The 19,973-nt window shown below is 51.1% G+C and carries 16 protein-coding genes; 4 read left to right on the top strand and 12 right to left on the bottom strand.

Going from position 1 to position 19,973, the window contains the following annotated elements; genetic code table 11:
- Positions 1–48: 48 nt before the first annotated feature.
- Positions 49–1,071, bottom strand: a complete 1,023-nt coding sequence (locus tag ACXAFR_RS04635; protein ID WP_475172678.1) for a zinc-dependent alcohol dehydrogenase family protein — start codon at positions 1,069–1,071, stop codon at positions 49–51.
- 193 nt (positions 1,072–1,264) lie between these two features.
- Here ACXAFR_RS04635 and ACXAFR_RS04630 point away from each other — a divergent pair, with 193 nt between their 5' ends.
- Positions 1,265–1,765 (top strand): flavodoxin family protein, encoded by a 501-nt coding sequence (locus ACXAFR_RS04630; RefSeq protein ID WP_475172673.1) that lies wholly within the window; start codon positions 1,265–1,267, stop codon positions 1,763–1,765.
- On the opposite strand, the gene ACXAFR_RS04625 is transcribed toward ACXAFR_RS04630, so the two are convergent.
- Both ACXAFR_RS04625 and ACXAFR_RS04620 read right to left on the bottom strand, forming a co-directional pair.
- The gene (locus ACXAFR_RS04625) at positions 1,762–2,160 is read right to left on the bottom strand and encodes a nuclear transport factor 2 family protein (RefSeq protein ID WP_475172667.1); all 399 of its coding nucleotides are present in this window, start codon (positions 2,158–2,160) and stop codon (positions 1,762–1,764) included. The two genes, ACXAFR_RS04630 and ACXAFR_RS04625, sit on opposite strands and share 4 nt — an antisense overlap.
- Positions 2,161–2,201: 41 nt before the next feature.
- Positions 2,202–2,597, bottom strand: a complete 396-nt coding sequence (locus ACXAFR_RS04620) for a nuclear transport factor 2 family protein (protein WP_475172662.1) — start codon at positions 2,595–2,597, stop codon at positions 2,202–2,204.
- A gap of 421 nt (positions 2,598–3,018) precedes the next feature.
- On the opposite strand from ACXAFR_RS04620, the gene gloA reads away from it, so the two are divergent.
- Positions 3,019–3,474, top strand: coding sequence for a lactoylglutathione lyase (gene gloA / locus ACXAFR_RS04615; RefSeq protein ID WP_475172658.1), 456 nt, complete (start codon positions 3,019–3,021; stop codon positions 3,472–3,474).
- A 26-nt stretch (positions 3,475–3,500) separates the two neighbouring features.
- Here the strand turns inward: gloA and ACXAFR_RS04610 are convergent, their stop codons facing one another.
- Positions 3,501–3,965, bottom strand: coding sequence for an SRPBCC family protein (locus tag ACXAFR_RS04610; protein WP_475172654.1), 465 nt, complete (start codon positions 3,963–3,965; stop codon positions 3,501–3,503).
- 245 nt (positions 3,966–4,210) lie between these two features.
- On the bottom strand, positions 4,211–5,401 hold the full coding sequence (pelA, locus tag ACXAFR_RS04605; RefSeq protein WP_475172650.1) for a pectate lyase: 1,191 nt from the start codon (positions 5,399–5,401) through the stop codon (positions 4,211–4,213).
- A 127-nt stretch (positions 5,402–5,528) separates the two neighbouring features.
- Between pelA and ACXAFR_RS04600 the strand changes: the two genes are divergently transcribed.
- Entirely contained in the window at positions 5,529–9,161 is a 3,633-nt protein-coding gene (locus tag ACXAFR_RS04600; RefSeq protein WP_475172645.1) for a PAS domain-containing protein, read from the top strand.
- Between the two features lie 71 nt (positions 9,162–9,232).
- Here ACXAFR_RS04600 and ACXAFR_RS04595 read toward each other — a convergent pair whose 3' ends face one another.
- Positions 9,233–10,432, bottom strand: coding sequence for a lactonase family protein (locus tag ACXAFR_RS04595; RefSeq protein WP_475172639.1), 1,200 nt, complete (start codon positions 10,430–10,432; stop codon positions 9,233–9,235).
- Between the two features lie 424 nt (positions 10,433–10,856).
- Positions 10,857–11,060, bottom strand: a complete 204-nt coding sequence (locus tag ACXAFR_RS04590; RefSeq protein ID WP_475172635.1) for a hypothetical protein — start codon at positions 11,058–11,060, stop codon at positions 10,857–10,859.
- An 11-nt stretch (positions 11,061–11,071) separates the two neighbouring features.
- On the opposite strand from ACXAFR_RS04590, the gene ACXAFR_RS04585 reads away from it, so the two are divergent.
- A complete protein-coding gene (locus tag ACXAFR_RS04585; RefSeq protein WP_475172632.1) occupies positions 11,072–12,694 on the top strand; it encodes a methyl-accepting chemotaxis protein in 1,623 nt (540 codons plus the stop codon).
- Positions 12,695–12,735: 41 nt separating this feature from the next.
- Here ACXAFR_RS04585 and ACXAFR_RS04580 read toward each other — a convergent pair whose 3' ends face one another.
- The 5 genes from ACXAFR_RS04580 to bglX all read right to left on the bottom strand — a co-directional run bounded on the left by ACXAFR_RS04580 (position 12,736) and on the right by bglX (position 19,921).
- Positions 12,736–14,268 (bottom strand): DHA2 family efflux MFS transporter permease subunit, encoded by a 1,533-nt coding sequence (locus ACXAFR_RS04580; protein WP_475172629.1) that lies wholly within the window; start codon positions 14,266–14,268, stop codon positions 12,736–12,738.
- Complete coding sequence (locus ACXAFR_RS04575; protein ID WP_475172626.1) at positions 14,265–15,476, bottom strand: hypothetical protein; 1,212 nt, start codon at positions 15,474–15,476, stop codon at positions 14,265–14,267. Before ACXAFR_RS04575 ends, ACXAFR_RS04580 begins: the two co-directional genes overlap by 4 nt.
- A gap of 20 nt (positions 15,477–15,496) precedes the next feature.
- Positions 15,497–16,930, bottom strand: a complete 1,434-nt coding sequence (locus ACXAFR_RS04570; protein WP_475172624.1) for an efflux transporter outer membrane subunit — start codon at positions 16,928–16,930, stop codon at positions 15,497–15,499.
- Positions 16,927–17,412, bottom strand: a complete 486-nt coding sequence (locus ACXAFR_RS04565) for a MarR family winged helix-turn-helix transcriptional regulator (protein WP_475172622.1) — start codon at positions 17,410–17,412, stop codon at positions 16,927–16,929. Before ACXAFR_RS04565 ends, ACXAFR_RS04570 begins: the two co-directional genes overlap by 4 nt.
- Positions 17,413–17,536: 124 nt before the next feature.
- The gene (bglX, locus tag ACXAFR_RS04560; protein ID WP_475172619.1) at positions 17,537–19,921 is read right to left on the bottom strand and encodes a beta-glucosidase BglX; all 2,385 of its coding nucleotides are present in this window, start codon (positions 19,919–19,921) and stop codon (positions 17,537–17,539) included.
- Positions 19,922–19,973 lie beyond the last annotated feature (52 nt).

The raw sequence follows: 19,973 nt of genomic DNA, 5'->3' as shown, positions 1-19,973 counted from the left end.
GCACCCATTGTTATACTTTATAACAATTTCTGCAAGATGGTTTTGCGGTCAGCGAGTGATGATGATCTTACCCAGATGTTGCGCAGACGACATATATTCAAAGGCTTCCCGTGCCTGATCGAAACCAAACTCTCGATCAATCACGGGTTTAATTTGATGTTCATCGAGGAAGCGATTCATGTCTTCGAACATTTTGCGACTGCCCACATAGATACCCTGCAAGGTCAGGCGCTTAAAGAGAATCAGGTACGGTGACGGGTTTTGCTCAGGCATCCCGGTTAACACGCCAATCAGGCTGACCCGACCGCTGGTCTTCGCGGACATCATTGATTTCTCCAGAGTGCCTGCACCACCCACCTCAACCACATGATCCACGCCTTTGCCGTCCGTCAGTCGCAACACTTCTTCCTGCCATTCGGGATACTCACCATAGTTAATGGTCAAATCCGCTCCCAGCGCCTTCGCCTGGGCCAGCTTTTCATCACTGCTGGAGGTAATAATGACTTTTGCGCCATAGGCCTTGGCCATCTGCAATGCAAAAATCGACACCCCACCAGTTCCCATCAGCAAAAGTGTTTGCTCTGGATTGATATCCCCCAAGGTGAGCGCCTGCCAAGCGGTGACCGCCGCACACGGCAAGGTTGCCGCCTGTGCATAGGAATAGGAATCGGGAATTTTTACCAGAGAGCGTTCATTAAACACACACTGCTCCGCCAGTACACCGTCGGTAGCGCCACCGAGCGCCGAAGCGATATGCACCTCTTCCAGATCGCCATCAAGCCATTCACCAAAGAAAATGCCCGCCACTCGGTCACCAACTTGGAAGCGGGTAACCTCGTCGCCGATCGCAATGACTTCGCCGACACCGTCTGAGAGGGGTACCAGAGGTGGATTGGTGGCCACCTTGTCATTGCCAGGGTATCCTCCCAGAGGCATCATGGTGTCACGAAAGTTAAGGGACCAGGCCTTCATCGCGACCAAGACCTGGCCCGCCGCGATGTCGGGCACATTCGCGTCTACCATTTGTAATGCGTCCAGGCCATCCGGCCCTGTAAGTTGATAGCTTTTCATTATCACTCCTTGCCTTGTTATCGAGTGTTCTTATTTTGGGTGGGAAATCAGCCGCTTCCCAATGTTACCTATGCGGCTCATCAAAACACGTTGCCGAGAGGAATAAAAGCGCTCCTTTAGCGTCGATGTTTTGCGCCTAACGGCCGGTACAGGTACTCTCGCCTCAACAACCATCCACGCCATTAGGTTACTTATGTCGCGCCAACTGCTGATTGTCTACCACACCAATACCGGGGGAAGTCGTCAAATGGCAGAGGCTGCCAAGGAAAGCGCAACACTGTCGAGCGAAGGAGAGCTGCTGGTTGATTTGCAGAGCGCGACGAACACCTCGCCCGAGGATCTACTAAACGCAGATGGATATCTGTTCGTGACCCCGGAAACCCTTGCCTCCATGGCTGGACTTATGAAAGATTTTTTCGACCGCTGTTATTACCCAGCCTTGGGTCAATTGGAAGGAAGGCCCTACGCTCAAATGATATGTGCGGGCAGCGACGGCGCAGGTGCTGCCCGCCAGCTGGAGCGAATCGCCACCGGGTGGCGACTCAAGTGTGTTCAACCCGCTCTGATTGTCTGCACACACGCTCAGACAACCGAGCAGATTCTGGCGCCCAAACATTTGGATCAAGAGGCACTGGCTCCCTGCCGGGAACTCGGTGCTCTGATGGGCGCCGGACTTGCGATGGGCGTACTTTAAACTAACGGATTCCCACCGTTCATATAGACATAAACTTCCTGAAACTTGTTATCGCGAACACGCCAGAAATTAGTATTCTCAAGCAGCGTTGTTTCGCCACTTGCGGTGGTTAACTCGGCGGTAAAACTGGCCGCGATACGTCCATTCTTTTCGTCGACGGTACAGGTAAAGTCTTTATGAACAATAGTCTCGTAGCTGGCCATAAAATCTTCAAACATGCGTTTGATACCGGCTTTACCCTCGTGAGTGGTAAACGATGTCTGAACGGTAAACATGGCATTTTCATGAAAACATTCCAGTACACTGTCGATATTTTTTGCATCAACGTTGGCGAAATATTTTTCCAGCGCCAGCTCAATCAACTGCGCTTTCGAAAGAGACGATTGGTATTGCATTGAGAAATCCTCTATCTGAATAAAATTGCGTGGTGAATAGATTACTTGAGCAGGTTGTCGCCACTCATATACACAAACACCCGTGAAAATTTGCCGTCTTTCAGATAGAAGCGATTACAGTTTTCGTAACGCAACTCCTCATCAGCCCCCACCGGGGTGACTTCAACGGAGAACTGCGAACAGATAGCACTCTCAGGCACGTCTACGGTATGCACAAAGTTACCGTGCCAAATTCGCGTCTGCGAGGAGAACAACCCCTCAAACATTGTGCGGATGCCCTCTTCACGTCCGGTATGGACGGTATTGGTCGTGACCTCCGTTAGTACCGCATCAGAATGAAAACAGTCGAGAACCTGCTCCATATTTTTGTTATCCACACCGTCGAAATAACGCTTGGTAACAATGTCGACGTAATATTCATAGGGGTAATTCGCCATGTGAACTCCTTAGGCTCAATAAAATGAATAAATGACTGTTCGGGATACTGGTTGATCCCTGTCGACATCCCCGGGGGGGAAAGGATGGCCGTGCGCTACATGCTTACTGTCTGATGTCGAAGTTGCACCAACCGCAAACATGCGCCAGCTCTAGAGAGAACTGAACAAAAGGAAAGCATTACATCTCGGCAGCAGCACCCTGGCATGAAAAACTTAAGCCATGAGCCAACTAAACGAGTAACACGTCGATTTGTCGCTCAAAATTAAATCACAGGGACTTGGATTTTCCAATACAAAAACGCGATATCATCTCGCCAAACACTCTGCTCGGGTAAACTGAGCCTGCCAAATCGACGTAGAATCGCAATTAGCCTACCGCGTGCGCTCATGCATGTGATGATTAGAAATACAGGAGACACCCATGGAATATCTACACACGATGGTCAGAGTTCGCGACCTAGATGCGACACTCAATTTTTACTGCGGATTGCTGGGCATGGTCGAAGTGGACAGAAAAGAGAGCGAACAGGGGCGTTTTACCCTGGTGTTTCTCGCCGCCGATGAAAATGCCGGCGAAGCGCAATCCCGTAAAAGCCCGCTGCTCGAACTGACCTACAACTGGCCGGACGATGAAGGCAAGACGGAAGACTACGATTCCGGTCGAAATTTTGGCCATCTGGCGTTCAGAGTCGACAACCTCTATGACACCTGTCAGAAGCTGATGGACAACGGCGTAACCATCAATCGTCCACCGAGAGATGGACATATGGCATTTGTGAAATCACCCGACGGAATATCGCTGGAGCTGCTGCAGAAAGGTGAATCACTACCGCCACAGGAACCCTGGCAATCGATGGAAAATACCGGTAGCTGGTAATCGCGAAGGCGGTAGAAACGCTGGGATTAGGACTCAGTGGCGGCAGCGGGATCTGTCTCGACCAGTTGCGCCAACTGAATCATCGACTGCTGCCAGCCGACATAGCAATTCTCCTGTGGAATTTCTGCTGGGATTCCCGTTTGAGAAATGTGAACATCCGTGCCCTCGCCGACGACCTTAAAACTCACCGTCGTGACGATTTCTCCACTGAGAGAAGCATCATCGAAATTGTCGGTCATTTTCAGACGCTCGTTTTCCACAATTTCCAGAAAACGACCACCAAACACATGTACCTTGCCGGTAGCGAAATGGGTATAGGTCATGCGATAAATGCCGCCCTCTTGAAAATCCCATTCGTGCACGCGTCCCAGAAACCCATAGGGCGGCTCCCAATACTCCTTAGCCGCGGGATCTACGAATGCCCGATAGACCCTTTCAATCGGAGCGTTAAAGACCCGATGGATGGTGATCGATCTTTCGGTTTCTGTCATTCCCAAATCTCCCGTAGACATTCTGTCGAACGCCGTCATCTACTGCCCCTTCACTGATCTGACTCGGTAGGCGGCGTCTTCGTAGGACTCGTCCACCGCAATACACGTCCACAACGGACAATTTCTTTATAAGTATTGTCTCCATTTGGAAAAAAACCACCTGAACAGGCGCATATTTCAGTAAAAACTGACCAATTGGTGCCCTTATGGCATAAAAATCAACACCATTGGTTATGAAACACGCACTATAGGCGCTTTGAGGACTGCATTTGAATCCGCGACTGCCACTCAGGATAACGGTAAGTCAGATAGGACTCAGGCCAATAGCCATACCAATCGTAGCCGGTACGTCGCTCTCGCTCGACCTCAGACAAAGACATCACCTTTTCACCCGTGCGATTGGCCAGAAAAGGCGCCCCCGAATCCAAGTCATAAAATCTCGCCCAGATTCTCGGAGCCTTAGGATCATCGACCACTTCCCTGTCCTGCGAGCTGGCGTGATACTCATAACGAACCCGCTCAGCAGCGACCTCTTGAATGCGAAATCCTGTCAGAGAAGCGGCTTGCAACCAACGAGTTGCCGCAACGATAGCCACCTTCTGATCTGCAGTGGGCTGGTCAATTGATGTCAGATACATCAAGACATCGACGGTTTCCCAGCTGACTAACGCCGGTAATTCAAAAGAGCGGCCTTGCACCGGCAGCAACGTTTTACGGTCATACTGCCCTGCCCATCCCAAGCGTTTTCCATCTCGCCTAATCTGCAGATCGAGCAGTAACTGGTCGCCTTTTGTCAGCGCTGCGGTTAACTGCTCACGCAGATCTGACGTCAAAAAACGGTATTTGGTATCTCCCATTACAATACGCCTAAGCAATCCCAATACACCGGGCATAACACCGTCGGCGATGGTGACATGGGGGTAGTATGCCTCTGCACGTGCCGCCGTGTGCGGCCAACCACCACTGGAGTACTGGGTTTTCAGAATATACTGTAACCCCGCAACCACTGACGCTTTGTAACGCTCATCCCCTGTTTGATCATAAGCCGCAGCCATATAGTCAATTTCAGTAAACACGTTACGGTTATCAAAAGTGGCATCAAGGGCGCCTTTTTGGCGCAAAATCTCAGTTTTCTCAGACGCCTGCAATAAACGTTGCGGATCGAAGTTCTTAGGCCAACCGCCATTGTCCCGTTGACGCATCAGTATGTTGTCGGCGATACAGTCGGTGTCACGGATATCACAGCGCGGGTAATCAAACAGATCATTTTTCTTTTGCCAATGGGCAATCCCATCGGCAAAACCGCTTAGGTCCAGCGGTTGCTGTGCGAGATCGTTGGCAAGAGCCGGCAGACTGAACACGAAAATCAGCGAACCGATCGCTGGCAGCTGATGTCGCCTTACTCGACACCGATCTAAAAAGGCGAATTCCCACATGACAACGGACCTGCTATGGTTTTATGAATTATTCGATATTAGAGAGAGTCAATTTCTCCACACCAGTCACGGCCAGAAGCTGCTGATGGCACGCAGACTATAACAACTCAGTGACAGCCTTTACATCATGAACCCAATAAAACCTGAAGCCTCAGGTGGCCAGAACTCAGATCTCGAAGACGCTAAAATCAGCCTGGAAAGACAGCGCCTGGCAGCGTTGTGGCGCACGGGACTCGTCGGCAGCCAGCCTGAAGCACGCTTTGACCGTATTACCCGGCTCGCGGCCGGTATGTTTTCCGTGCCTTACGCACTGATATCATTCGTCGATGCCGAACGTGTCTGGTTTAAATCCCGCTTTGGCTGGCAGGTGGAAGAAGCACCGCGTCACACATCACTTTGCAGCCTGGCAATTGAACACGGCGAATTACTGGAAATTCCCGATGTCAGCGCACTGTCCAGCCAACAGAATTACCAAGCGCTATTGAAATCCGGCGTTCGCTATTATGCAGGCGCGCTGCTGCGTACCAAGGATGGCATGGCGTTGGGTTCTCTCTGCATCCTGGACACTACACCCCGTTGTCTGTCGGAAACTGAGCGTCAATCACTGCAGGATCTCGCCGACTGTGCGGTGACCGAAATCGAACTGACATTAGAGCAGCGAATCCTTGAAGAGAATGACCTTTTTGTCAGCGGCCCGGTTGCCTTTCTGATATGGCGATCGACAGCTGAGTGGCCTTTGATTTATGCGTCCAAAAACTGTGAAGCGGTATTGGGTTACCCCGCCGACGAGTTACTCTCAGCTAATTTACCCTATATCAACCTGATTCATCCTGACGATCGCATCAAGCTTTTGCGCTTGGCGGAAATCAATCTTAACAACGGCGTCGATGAGTATGAGCAGTCCTATCGACTGCGTATGCGCGACGGCAAATACCGCTGGTATTACAGCCTCACTCGCCTGACTCGCAACGAATCCAATGATCCTGACACACTCCGATGTTATCTCTTTGATCAGACCAGCCAGAAAGAAAGCGAACAAGCATTACAGTCGGAAAGAGCCAGACTCGCAGACGTTATTTACGCGACACGGGTTGGCATATGGGAATGGAACCTGCAAACCAACTCGGTGCGGGTCAGTGATCGTTGGGCAGAAATTATCGGGTATTCATTGACTGAAATGCACCCTATTACCGTCGACACATGGACCGAGCGCGTCCACCCAGAAGATTTGGCGATATCACTTGAACAATTGGAAAAGTGCTTTCGACGGGAACTTGACAATTACGACTGTGATCTGAGAGTTAAACACAAACAAGGACACTGGGTCTGGGTTCACAGCAGTGGCAAAATCATCAGCTGGACCGCTGATGGCAAACCTCTCATCATGACCGGTACTCAAGCAGACATCTCCGAAAAAAAACGTTCGGCAAAAACTCTGCAGGACTTCCACGATTTTCAGCAGCTCATTTTCGAAAACATTCCGGCTTATATCTTTGTAAAAGACAAGGATTTCAGAATCATCTCGGCCAATCGCCGCTTTATCGATCTCTACCCAGAGCAGATGCGAGACAAAGTAATCGGCTACACGACACTGGAAGGCTATAGCCCACCAGAACGGGAAGAGTTTTTAATTGAAGATCGCAAAGCCTTTCGTGAGGGCAGCGCTGAAACGGAAGAATCTATCCGCTTCCCCAACGGTGAAAGACATGTTTTGCTAACACGAAAAATTCGTTTTGAAAACTCAGAACAACAGGCGTTTATTCTCGGTGTTTCCACTGACATCACCGAGCTGAAAAAAATTCAGGATTTAATGGGAGCCGCCCGACAAACAGCCGAGCTGGCAACCAAAGCGAAAAGTCAGTTTCTAGCCAAAATGAGCCATGAAATTCGCACGCCAATCAACGGTGTGCTTGGCATGGTTGGCCTAGCCAAACAACAGTCCTTTGATCCGGAACAGCGTCGGCGACTGGAGCTGGCTGAGAAAAGTGGCACCACATTACTCAACATCGTTAACAACTTACTGGATTTTTCAAAAGTTGAAGCGGGTCAACTCAGTATTGAAGAAATTGACTTTGATCTCCTTTTGCTTTTTAGTGAAATCATTGAAACCCACGCCCTTGCTGCTCACGGAAAACAACTTGAGATCATTCTCGACGCAACTGGAATCGGCCAGGAAAACGTCAATGGTGATCCGACACGCCTTCGACAAATTCTCGACAATCTGTTGAGCAATGCCATCAAATTTACGTCAACGGGCAGCATACGCGTCGATGCTGAACTACGTCGTACAGGACAAAACTTACAACTGCATTGCACAGTGACAGACTCTGGAATCGGCATCGAAGCCGACGCCCTGCGCCAGTTATTTGAGCCATTTACCCAGGCGGACTCATCCACCACCAGAAAATACGGAGGTACCGGATTAGGACTGACCATCGCCCGGCAACTGTGCGAACTCATGGGCGGCGAAATCAGCGCGATCAGTCAACCCGGCGCAGGCAGTCGTTTTCAATTTCATATCAATTTGCAAAAGTCTCATGATCGCTCAGAATCAAAAAACGAAACATTGGGTCCCCCCACAGACGTCTTGCTCGTCAGCGTTCAGGATCAGCTCAGCGAAGGCTTGCAACGCCAATTAGAGGCTTGGAATTATCGGGTAAGTGCACGCCGAGATTTTCAATCGCTCACGCCCGGAGAGATCAATCGATACCCGCTTGTGTTTGTCGACCCCCAATTTGCCGGTGAACTACGTAACGCTAATCCGGAAGGGAATACGGAGACAGATACCCCCCAGCACATCGTTGCATTGTCAAGTCAGTCAAACCAGACACAGTGCACTACTGGCGCAATCAACGCTTTTCTCGCCAGCCCACTAACACCCGCAGGCTTGCGCCGCGCCATCAATGAGCAGCACAGTCCCCCCGCGGAGCAAATTGAAAAGACGGACGCACAAGCGAACCAATCCACATCAAAAGAAGGCATTATCCTGTTGGTGGAAGACAATTTCGTCAATCAAGAAGTGGTTAAAGCCATGCTTGAAAATGCTCAATTTCCGGTGGATATCGCCGAGAACGGTCGTGTGGCGTTAAAAAAACTTCAAGAGCGTGACGACATCAACGTTATATTGATGGATTGCCAAATGCCGGAAATGGACGGTTATGAGGCTACTCATGCGATACGGGAAGGCTACGGAGGCAAGCACTATAAACAGATTCCCATCATTGCATTAACGGCAAACTCTCAGCCCAGTGATAAAGCCAAATGCCTCGCCACAGGCATGAATGATTTTCTGTCCAAACCAATCGCTCCGAAGACATTGATCGATACGATCCATGCGCACTGGCCAAAGGATAACAAGGTTATACCCTTGGCAACGGCCCCCAGTAACACCTCCCAAGAAATGAGTTGGAATCGAGATGACTTGCTGACTAAGATCGGTGGCAAAGCCTCACGATTACCTCGACTGCTATCGCTGTTTTTGCAAGATTGTGCGGATGTTCAAGCTCAGCTACAGCAGGTGAACCGGCAGTCAAACCTCGATGATTTGAGCAACCTGTTGCACCGGCTGAAAGGAAGCTCCGGCAATCTATGTTGTGAAGTACTTTACAGCATGACCAAAGCGGCAGTGAATGCCGCTCGGGAAAAGCGCTGGGATATTGTTGAACCCCTACTGCCGGAAATTATCAATGAATTAAACGAGGTTACTGCCGCATTTAACGATTATCTGGAGCAATCTGAACCACCCCAAGATAAGTCTTAATCAGCCCTCCTTACGACATTTCTTGTGATTAACTCGGATACCAAGGACGCAGATCATCCAGCAGAACGCGCTTAAAAATCAAATGCTGCAATTCCCTGAATGCCCTGCCCCGCTGGAAGACCGGATTCCAAATCGACCTCACGAAGACGACCATTGTACGGATTAATCGCAAATCCAGAGATAGTCCCGCTGCCAGGATTTAGAGAATACAGAAAGCGCCCTCCTGCCGCCAAGGTGATGTCGGTCGGTGCGCCGATAGCCGCCCCCGCAATATCGTTGAGCAACGTCAATTGTCCTGTACGAGAATAGGTATAGGAACTGATGGTGTCTGACGCGGTATTGCTGACATAGGCGAAGCCTTTATCGTGAACGACAATCCAACAGGTTGCAGCCTGACCATTGGCGACGCTTGCTGTATTAAGCTGCAGTACACTGCCATCAGCAGGGGGATTAAATGATGTTACAGCGCCCGAGCCCGCTTCGGTCACCAAGAGGTTTCCAAAGTCCGTTGCGGCAAACGAGAAAGGTACAACACCGGGAGTTGCCGAATGGACGATACCGCCACTTGGAATGCCCTTGTCATTCAACGCTATCGTTAGCACCTCTTGCCCGCCACCATGAGTAATCACCAGTTGTCGATTCAGTTCATCCAATCCAACCTGGCCAGGCGCATTGATCTGATCAAAAGGTATTGAAGACGCATTACTCAATCCGAGAGACCGCTGATTAACCAGTCGAGGCTTCTTTTTTCCCAACTTAAAGGTAGCTACGGAGCCACTTTCGCCAGCATTCAGGACATACAAATAGCCGCCACTGGATTTCAAACTGACGGGAATCTTTCCTCCAGACGCGATGTTATACAACAACGTCAAGCGACGCCCGTTGGGCGAAGGCTGTAAGACGGAAATGCTATTGTCACCGGCGTTTACAGCAAACAACATGTGCAATTCGTCGTCAAAATAGAGCGAGCTCTGCGATCCTAAAGGATCGACCGCAGCATTGTCTCCGCCGCCCAATCCACCCGTCGCCGCACTGGCCGCCGGCAGAGCCTGCAGATCACCATTACGCTTGCGCTGGAACACGGAGATCACATTTCCCTGGGCACCATTTTTCATAATGTAGACAACACCACCACGATCATAAGTTGTATTGGTGTTGGGCGCAGCGTTTACGAGGGATGCTGCTCCGGTCGCACTCAAAATGACAGCTGCAGCGATACTACCTTTGGTAAATTTTAACAACGATGAGCTAAGGGAAATTCCCGAGTACATATATCAAGTCCTTGTCATTGGCTGGTCAAAGTACCAAGGAAGACCTGACTGAGAATCCGATCCTTACAGAGATAGCGGTAAAAAATAAAATTATTTACCGGGCAAGCACAGGCGCGAAATTCATTCTAAATGAATAAGTTGGAGAATTATGGAATATAAATGAAATTCTTTTAAACCTATTTCGCCTATAAAGACATGAATTGCTGAGCAAACTAGCAGGTGAAAAAGTCTGAACTAGTATTAGTTACATCCCTTATGACGCCTCTATACTGGACAGCTTATGTTCTTGCGCGCCTCAATTTTCCGAAACTTTGTGTTCATCTTAACGACAAGTGTCGTTCTGCTCGCGGCAGGTGCTTTCTACCTCGTGCAAAATAACAGTGAAATTACACGAGGTGCCAACTCAGATTATAATCTCGTTATTCTAAGCAATGAGTTTCAGGATATCGCCCATCAGGTAGCCGTCGAACGCGGAATGACTGCGGGTTATCTGAAATCTAAGAGCCCCGCTCTGTGGGATAAAATCGTCCAGCAACGTAAAACTGTTGATGACACCGTCCGTATCGCAAGTGAGCAGCTCAGCATGCTCAACACAGATATTGTCCCCTACTCCAGAAACTTCGATCATGTATTAAAAAAATGCAATCCTTGTCGAGTATTCGTTCTGCGGTAGATTCGAACAACGCATCGAATGTCTTCTATGACTATTCCGACCTAAATCATTTGCTACTAGAAACATCAATTAAAATGGCGATCGATGTCAGCCAAGTCAATGTACGCCATACCATGATGACATCCCTACTGCTTGCCAGGATAAAAGAGCAACTGGGTAAATTAAGAGGCAGAATGAATGGCGTATTCGCAGCAGGAGATCTATCCACGTTAGCCGCAAGAGACATATCTGTCTGGTATGGCCAACTGCAGTTTCTGTTAGATGAACTTGAAAAAGAGGCAACGTTTACCCAATCCGATGGTTTGAAGAATCCGCTATCAACAGGCGAAGCCAGACAATTCATCAACATCATCGATGCAGTACTTGCCAATGCACCGATTGGCGTAGCGCCGTTAAATCTGACGCCTGACAATTGGTTCGGTCTGGCAACAACCGTGATCAACGGCTTTCAAACAACGCTCGAAGCCAATAAGTCTCTGTTGCTAAAACACTCCAAGGCAACGGCAACAAGCAGTCAGAAATTCAATCACCTTTTGATGTTTAGCCTTTCAACTCTCGTGATTGGAATTGTCTGTATCAGCGCTATGTCACTCAAACGAACACGCCGACGTATCAACACGCTCATTCACCAGGTTCAGCACATTGCTAACCATCGTGACCTGGCGGTACGACTTGACACTCGCGCCCAGGACGAATGCAGCCAGATTGCGCAAGCCCTTGATACCATGATCAAGTCACTGAACGATCTGTTTCAAGAAATACAGAGAGCATCCGGCAGCACTCAGATGAATGTTAACCAACTGGTTGCTTTCTCGGAAAATACTCGTAGGTTATTTGATCGCGCGAGTTCACACAATTCTGAAATCGGCGCGAGTTTTGAACAAGTAGGCGCAGCGTCAAAAGATATGATGGGCCTCTGCGAGAGTGGTAGCCAGTCAGTGCGGGCGATTTTGCAGATTACCGATACCACCCAATCCTTAATCGAAGACAACTGCTCCAGCATCAATCAACTGGCGGACGTCAACGCACAAGCGGTTGCTGGCAGCGAGACGCTATTCACGAAGAGCAACGATATTCAGAGCATTTTAGACCAAGTCAATGAACTGGCAGAACAAACTAATTTGCTGGCCTTAAATGCGGCCATTGAAGCCGCCAGGGCTGGAGATCAAGGCCGAGGATTCGCAGTTGTCGCCGATGAAGTAAGGCAGTTAGCAATGCGCAGCAAACAGTCGACAGGAGAAATAAGTCGCGTGCTTGACGCCATTCGCTCGGAAGCCGGCCGATTGCGGACACTTATGCAAAATACTGAAACGGCCACCGCCTCGGCGAGCGACAACAGTCTAAAATCTTTGGAGAATTTCACCAGTCTCACGGCGGATATCAGTGCCGTCAATGATCAGACTCGTCGAATTCGAGAAACGTCTGACCAGCAGCTCAAACTGGTTTCCAACGCGACACAAAACGCCATCACGATACAAAAGCAAGCGTCACAAATACAAAATAACTTTACGGAACTGGAGTCTTTGGTGGGACAGCTCAACGACGCTCAGCGAAGAACGCTGAGCGCCGTGGGACAATTCAAACACTAAAGCATGTATCAATCGGAAAGTGCCAGAGTTGCAAGCAGCTATTAATTCGATGCACGTTTTGAAAACCAAACCAAAACAACGGCGATAAGACTGATCCAACCAGCAATCGCAAAGAAATCTATAATCGACTTTAAATAAGCCTGATTCAGTAACAGCTCCGTAATTCGATCAATCGCTTGAATATCCGTCATTCCTCGATTAGCCAATGAGTCAATGGACTGTTGCAATACTGTTGGATCTACCCCCTCAACCAGCTGCGTCTGATGCCGCACCGCATCATGCTCCCAAAACGTTGTGACCAGAGAGGTGGCAAAACTGCCGGTCGTAATTCGCATAAAATTCATCAATCCGCTGGCTGCAGGCATTTGTTGAGGACTGATATTCTGTAACGCGATGGCCATGATCGCCACCAGAAAAGCAGAAATTGCCACCCCTTGAAATAACATGGGAACAACATATGCGAAAAAGGACGCTTCTGCGTTATAACCTGTGCGTAGATAAAACGAAAACGTCAACACCATAAACGACACACTGGCCAGGAGACGCGCATCCATAGAATCCAGCTTACGACCGACAATCGGGGCAATAAACATGGCCACCAAACCACTCGGTGCCGTCGCCAAGCCCGCCCAGGTTGCGTTGTAACCGAGCCAGGTTTGCATCCAAAGTGGCTGCACGACAATGGATGCAAAAAGTACCGCAAAGCCGAGACAAAGCGCGATGGTGCCCACGAGAAAATTGCGGTCTTTGAACAAACTCAAATTGACGATCGGATGCTTCTCATCTCTTTCCCACAAATAAAAAGTCACAACGCCAATCAGCGCTACAATGGCTAAAGTAACAATCAATGGTGATGCAAACCAATCTCGATCTTTCCCCAAGTCCAACATAATTTGCAGGGCGCCAACCCAAATCACTAACAACCCCAAACCAATGCCATCAATCGGCAGCTTACGGGTGTTCGTAGGAAGGTGACGCAGACCTCGCCAGCAAATAACACTACAGGCGATGCCGACAGGAACATTAATTAAAAAGATCCACTGCCAGGCAAAATTATCGGAAATATAGCCACCAAAAATTGGGCCACACACCGGCGCTACCAGGGTCATCATCGACCAGATGCCCAATGCCGAACCCTTTTTATTCGGAGGAAACAGAGACATCAGCAGTGCTTGCGAGCCCGGAATCATGGGTCCAGATACTGCGCCCTGCAAAATACGAAAGAAGATCAGAGATTCAATACTCCAGGCGACCCCACACAAAAATGACGCCAGAGTAAATAGAGCTACAGATGCGACAAATGTTTTAACGACGCCATAGCGTTGCATCAACCAACCGGTCAAGGGTAGAGAAATCCCGTTCGCCACAGCAAATGATGTAATAACCCAGGTACCCTGACTGGAAGAAACACCGAGATTGCCCGCGATAGTAGGGATGGAAACATTGGCGATGGTGGTATCCAGCACCTGGATAAAGGTTCCCAACGCCAGTGCAATGATCACCAGCCCCCGAGCCGGGACATCCGGAACACCGGTTTGGCTGCCACTTGCGGACGCTGTCGCCGACTGGCTCACGGACGCACCAATGCACTGAGATCAACATTATCAACAAGCGCTGCGGCTCCGTTGCTGGCATCAATGATGTTGGAAATCATCTGCTCAGCCTCACGGGCATCTTTAGCACTGTGGCGGTCGACTTGCCGCGCGGGTCGCACTTGGGTTGCCACCATACTGCCAGATGTGTCATGGACATCAATTTTCACGTTCATCGACAGCCCTACACGCAGAGGGTGTTGTTCCAGTTCGGCCGGATCCAGCGCGATACGTACCGGCAGACGCTGGACAATTTTGATCCAATTACCCGAGGCATTCTGCGCGGGCAACAACGCAAACGCACTGCCTGTCCCAGCGCTCAATCCCGCAACATGACCATGATATTCAACGCGACTGCCGTAGAGATCGGCTTCTAGGGTAACCGGCTGGCCGACGCGAACCTGTTGTAACTGTACTTCTTTAAAATTGGCGTCGACCCAGACCGACGACAGAGGAACCACCGTCATTAGGGGATCACCTGGCTCAATGCGTTGACCAATTTCAACACGTCGCTGAGCGACAACACCGGCGACCGGAGCGTTAATTTCCGTGCGCTGACGATCGAGTACGGCTTTCCGTAACCGTGCTGCTGCAGCGTCAATATCCGGATGATCGTCGAGGGTGGTATTATCAATCTGCGCATTGACCTGAGCGAGATCTTCGCGAGTCGATTGGAGCGACGCCTGCAATCGCGCAACTTCGTCTTTCGAATGCTGTAGCTCCTCGTGGGAAACTCCGCCCGCTGCCGCCACTTTTTCTCGACGCTGCAAATCAGCCTTGGCTCCTTCCAACTCAACCCGCTGACTGTCAATGCGAGCTTCAAGCCCGGCGGAACTCGCAAACAATCCACGAACTTCCCTCACCGTATGAGCCAAATCTGCCTTGGCTTCGGCAACCGCGATGTCGGCATCAGCCGGATCCAAAGACAACAGAGATTGATCCAGAGTGACACTCTCTGTGTTATCAACGCTTAGCGTGGTTACCGTGCCGGGCACTTCACTGGTGATCTGTACGATATCCCCGGTGACATAAGCGTTGTCGGTGCTCACGAAAAAACGGGCGTGGGACCACCAGTATGCTGCGTAGGCAGCCAAGCAAATAACCACAACCAGTGCCAGCACCAGCAGATTTCTTTTGCGGTTATTCGTCTCAACGCCGCTCTCATTTTGTTCTTGTATTGCTTGTGACATTGTCCGTTGCTCCATTCCGGTTATGCCGGAGTATTGGCGGTGGCCTGAGGGAGAAAACTTCCCCCCAGCGCCATTAACAGTTCTACTTCACTACTGGCCAGATCCACATCTACCGCCAGCATATTGCGACGGGCGTCTAACATACGGGATTCCGCATCAAGGACCACCAGCTGCCCTGTCAGCCCCGCTTCATACCGTGTTTTTGCCAGCGTCCAGGCGCCCTCTGCGGACTGTAACGCGGCCGCAGCTTCATACTTTTGTTGCTGTAACGACTGATGCTTAGTGATTTGATCCGCGACATCGCGAATCGCATCCACGACAGCAGCGTTATAAGTCTCAATAGCGAGATCGAGATCAGCGCTGGCTCCCTGGTAATTCGCATCGAGCCGTTGACCATCGAAAATGGGCAGCGAAAAGGTTGGACCGACACCGTAAACCTTACTGTTGCCGGATGTTAAATCGTCGAGCCCAATCGCTTGAAACCCGGCAAATGCAGTTAAGTTAATCTGCGGATAATAGGCTGCGCGAGCTGCTTTCTTACCGGCGGAGGCCGCATCGACCTGGGCGCGTGCAGCCAGCAGATCCGGGCGCCTTGCCAACAGGTTCAACGGCAGTTCATCAGGAACCTGTAAACCAGCATCGATACTCAAATGGCTGGGCTCGATCGTCGCATAAGCTTCCGCGCCATCCCCGCAAAGCGCCACCAACTGATGTACCGCCAAATCTCGCAACGTCTGCGCCTGCAACTTCGCCTGCCTTGCTTGCGGCAGCAAAGTTTCGGCATTTTTGAGTTCCAGCTCAGTGTCCAGCCCCGCATCGACACGGCCACGGGTCAATTTCACCAGCGACTGCCGTTGGGCTTCACTGGCTTCGGCAATCGCCAGTAAACGCTCTGCCCGATAATATTGCAGGTAAGCTTCAACCACGGCGCCCGACAACGCTTGTCTCGCCCCCTCATGATTGAGGGCCACAGATGCTTGTAGGGATTCCGCTTGAGACAGCAGGCTGTCTTGACGCCCCCAGAAATCCAGTGCCCAGTTCAACCCAAGTCGCATGTCACCAAACCAGCGCATCGAACCTGCATAGGGCGACGGATAAATATAATTCTCCGAAAGACGTTGGCGGGTGGCGTCAGCCGATAAATCAACCTGAGGCTGTAGAGGCGCGCCCGCAGCCAGCGTTTGTGCTCTGGCCGCACGAAGACGGGAAAGGCTTTGCGAGAGATCCGGGTTGTTTTGTAGGGCCAACTCAATCAAACGATTCAACTGGGGGTCGGCATAAGCCTGCCACCACTGTGCTGTCGCAGGGTCAACTGAGATACCGTGCAGTCCCAGCTGATTGTCTGATAACCGACTCGCCTGCTGATCAACATCTGGCGCTATGGCGCAGCCACTGAGTAATGCAACCAAGGTGGTCGCAGCGATACCACTTTTCAGCATGGGAGGAACCATCATCTCAGAGCTTCCGGTAATGGACGACCGCTGACTTTGCAGATGCGACCTATCATACGCTTGAGCAAAGACACCAGCATGGCGAACTCTTCATCGTCAAATTCATCGCAGTAGGCATTTAGATTGTCGACGACGATTGGAAGCATTTGGTCGAGTTTATCGACACCGGCCGAGGTAAGGGTTAGCTGCACAACCCGACGATCTCGCTCACTGCGCTCGCGCACGACATAGCCAGCGGCGACCAGTTGATCGATCATGCGGGTCATGGCGCCGCTGTCGTAATGGGTTGCACGGCAGAGATCACCGGAGGTTACAACGGCATTCTCGCGAATCTTTTGCATCGCAACCCACTGCATAAATGAAATGTCGTTGTCCTGAAAAATTTCTTCCGCCGAAGAAATCATGAGGGAGTGGGCCATTTTTAATAAATACCCAATGGAATCCGCCGTTCGAAAAGATTCCTTTGAATAAGGTTTCGCGTTCACAGTCTGCCTCCGCTGAATCTGCCGAAACAATATCTGCCAAGGCAGACATTGTCAAAGCAGATATTGTTTCTGCAGAGATCTTTACGCGGCTTTACACCTAAGCCCCTCCTACTGCAGAACCGGATTAGTCCAGAATCTGAAAGCTCGCCATTACGGCATCATCCACGCGAGAACTGCCTGCAACCCACACTCGATAGCGCCCGGGAGCCAGGGATGCAGCGCCATCCTGACCGATCGTCGACAAGTCAATTACGCTCAGAGAAAAGCTCAAAAGGGTTTGCTCACCAGGCCGCAGGAATACTCTCTGATAACCTTTCAGCGATTTCACCGGCTGGGATAAGCTCACCCCTGTTATCCCAACATAGAGCTGGGCAACCTCATCGGCAGAGGAATTCCCACGATTCGCCAGCGTCACTGTCACTCGCACGACTTCATCATTACCAGTCCCCTGCAAGCCTGACCGCCCCACCTCTTGCCGGGATAAACGTAGATTTGAATAATGGAATTCTGTGTAGTTTAGGCCGTGACCAAACACGAATCGCGGGCTGTTTGGGGAGTCGATATAGCGTGACACATACTTGCCGCCCCCGGTTGAAGGGCCATAGTCAGAATTGTTAGCCGGACGGCCTGTGGGCAATTGACCGTAATAGAGAGGCAGCTGACCAACATTGCGGGGAAAACACATGGGTAATTTCCCGGAGGGAGAAACATCACCATACAAGGTGCGCACCAGCGCATGGCCTGCCTCAGTACCAGGAAACCAAACCGCCATAATGGCCGGAACATGATCTGCCGCCCATTCAAGCACCAGCGGTCGACCAGAAAAGACCAGCAAGACGATTGGCGTTCCTGCAGCGTGAACCGCTTCTAACAGCCTCTGCTGCTGGCCAGGCAACTCCAGCTCTGTACGAGACGTTGCCTCGCCACTCATCTGACCAGACTCACCGAGAGCCATAATGACAACATCAGCATCTCGAGCGGCAGCAACTGCCGCGGCGATGTCAGTTTCTGTTGAGTCCGACGACGCCACATCAACACCCGCAAGCCCCTTTACTGCGTGTAGCTCCACACCTTCTGCTGAGATTCGTTTCGCCAATGCCGATTTTAAGGTCACGACATCTTCCCGTTTCGGCGAGCCACTCCAAGGGCCAAGCATATCAACGGCGCTATCCGCCAATGGGCCGATCAAGGCGACTCGCTTATATCTTGCAGATAGCGGCAGCAAAGGTTGACCGCCTAGCGGCTTGTTTTGCAGCAAGACGAAGGATTTCTCCGCCGCCTCTCTGACCGCGGGCCGATGTGCGGGAACGGCTGCGGTAACTTCTCTACCCTGAACGTAAGGGTCGTCGAACAAACCCAAGGCGAATTTCACGCGCAATATCCGCCTGACGGCCGCATCAATAGCCGCCATAGGCACCTCACCACGGGCGATCAGTTCGGGTAACTCTCGATCGAAAAAATTCGACATCATGTCGATATCCGTCCCGGCCATAAACGCCTTCTTGGCGGCCTCTGCCGGGTCGACGGCGACACCGTGATTGAGCAGCTCCTTGACGGCGGTGTAGTCGCTGACCACCACCCCACCAAATCCCCATTCGTCTCGCAGAATATCGTTGAGCAGATAATGATCCGCCGTTGCCGGAACGCCATTTAAGGCGTTAAACGCCGTCATAACGGTAGCGGCACCGGCATCGATACCTCGACGAAATGGTGGCAGGTAGACCTCGCGTAGCTGGCGGTCAGACATGTCGGTGGTGTTATATTCCCGCCCCGCCTCAGCGGCGCCGTAGGCCGCAAAGTGTTTCAGCGTGGCGGCCACGCGCTGTGGGTCTGCCAGGTTTTTTCCTTGATAGCCGCGTACGTAAGCGGCTGCCATCTCCGCCCCCAGGTAGGGATCCTCACCGGCGCCCTCAGCAACACGCCCCCAGCGAGCATCTCTGGATACATCGACCATCGGCGAATAAAACCAACGGACGCCGGCTGTCGTGGCTTCAGCAGCGGCCACAGCGGAAACCTGTTCCACAACATCCGCATCCCAGGTTGCTGCAAGGCCAAGTGGAATTGGATAAATCGTACGATAGCCATGAAGAATATCGGCGCCGAACAACAGCGGTATTCCCAAGCGGCTGTCCTCAACCGCAGCCCGCTGAAATCGTCGCGTCTTTTCCGCACCGACAATGTTCAACATTGACCCCATACCACCATTGGCTGCCAGTGCCAAAGGGTCTACCGTCGTCTCAGCATCCGGATTAAAGGCCTGCAGCGCATCGCCATCGGCAGCCGTGGTCGCAGCCACGCCGACATCATTGTATTGCACCAGCTGCCCCAGCTTCTCCGTCAAGGTCATTTGTGTAAGCAAGCTGCCTATGCGAGATTCTGTTTCATGATCCAGAGTATTCGGATAGGGAGAGCCAGAGGCTTTTGCCAATGCCGATGAGGTGAGGTGCCATAAGGTTGCACCCCCAAGCCAGCTTAAGGCTGTGCGACGAGATAGAGATAACGCTTTCACAAAATTCCTGATGTTAACCAAAACCACTCAGACAGCATTCTCAACGGAATAC

The organism is Pseudomaricurvus sp. ABR4_320, from assembly GCF_056159445.1.
This window is presented reverse-complemented; position numbering and strand designations above follow the sequence as displayed.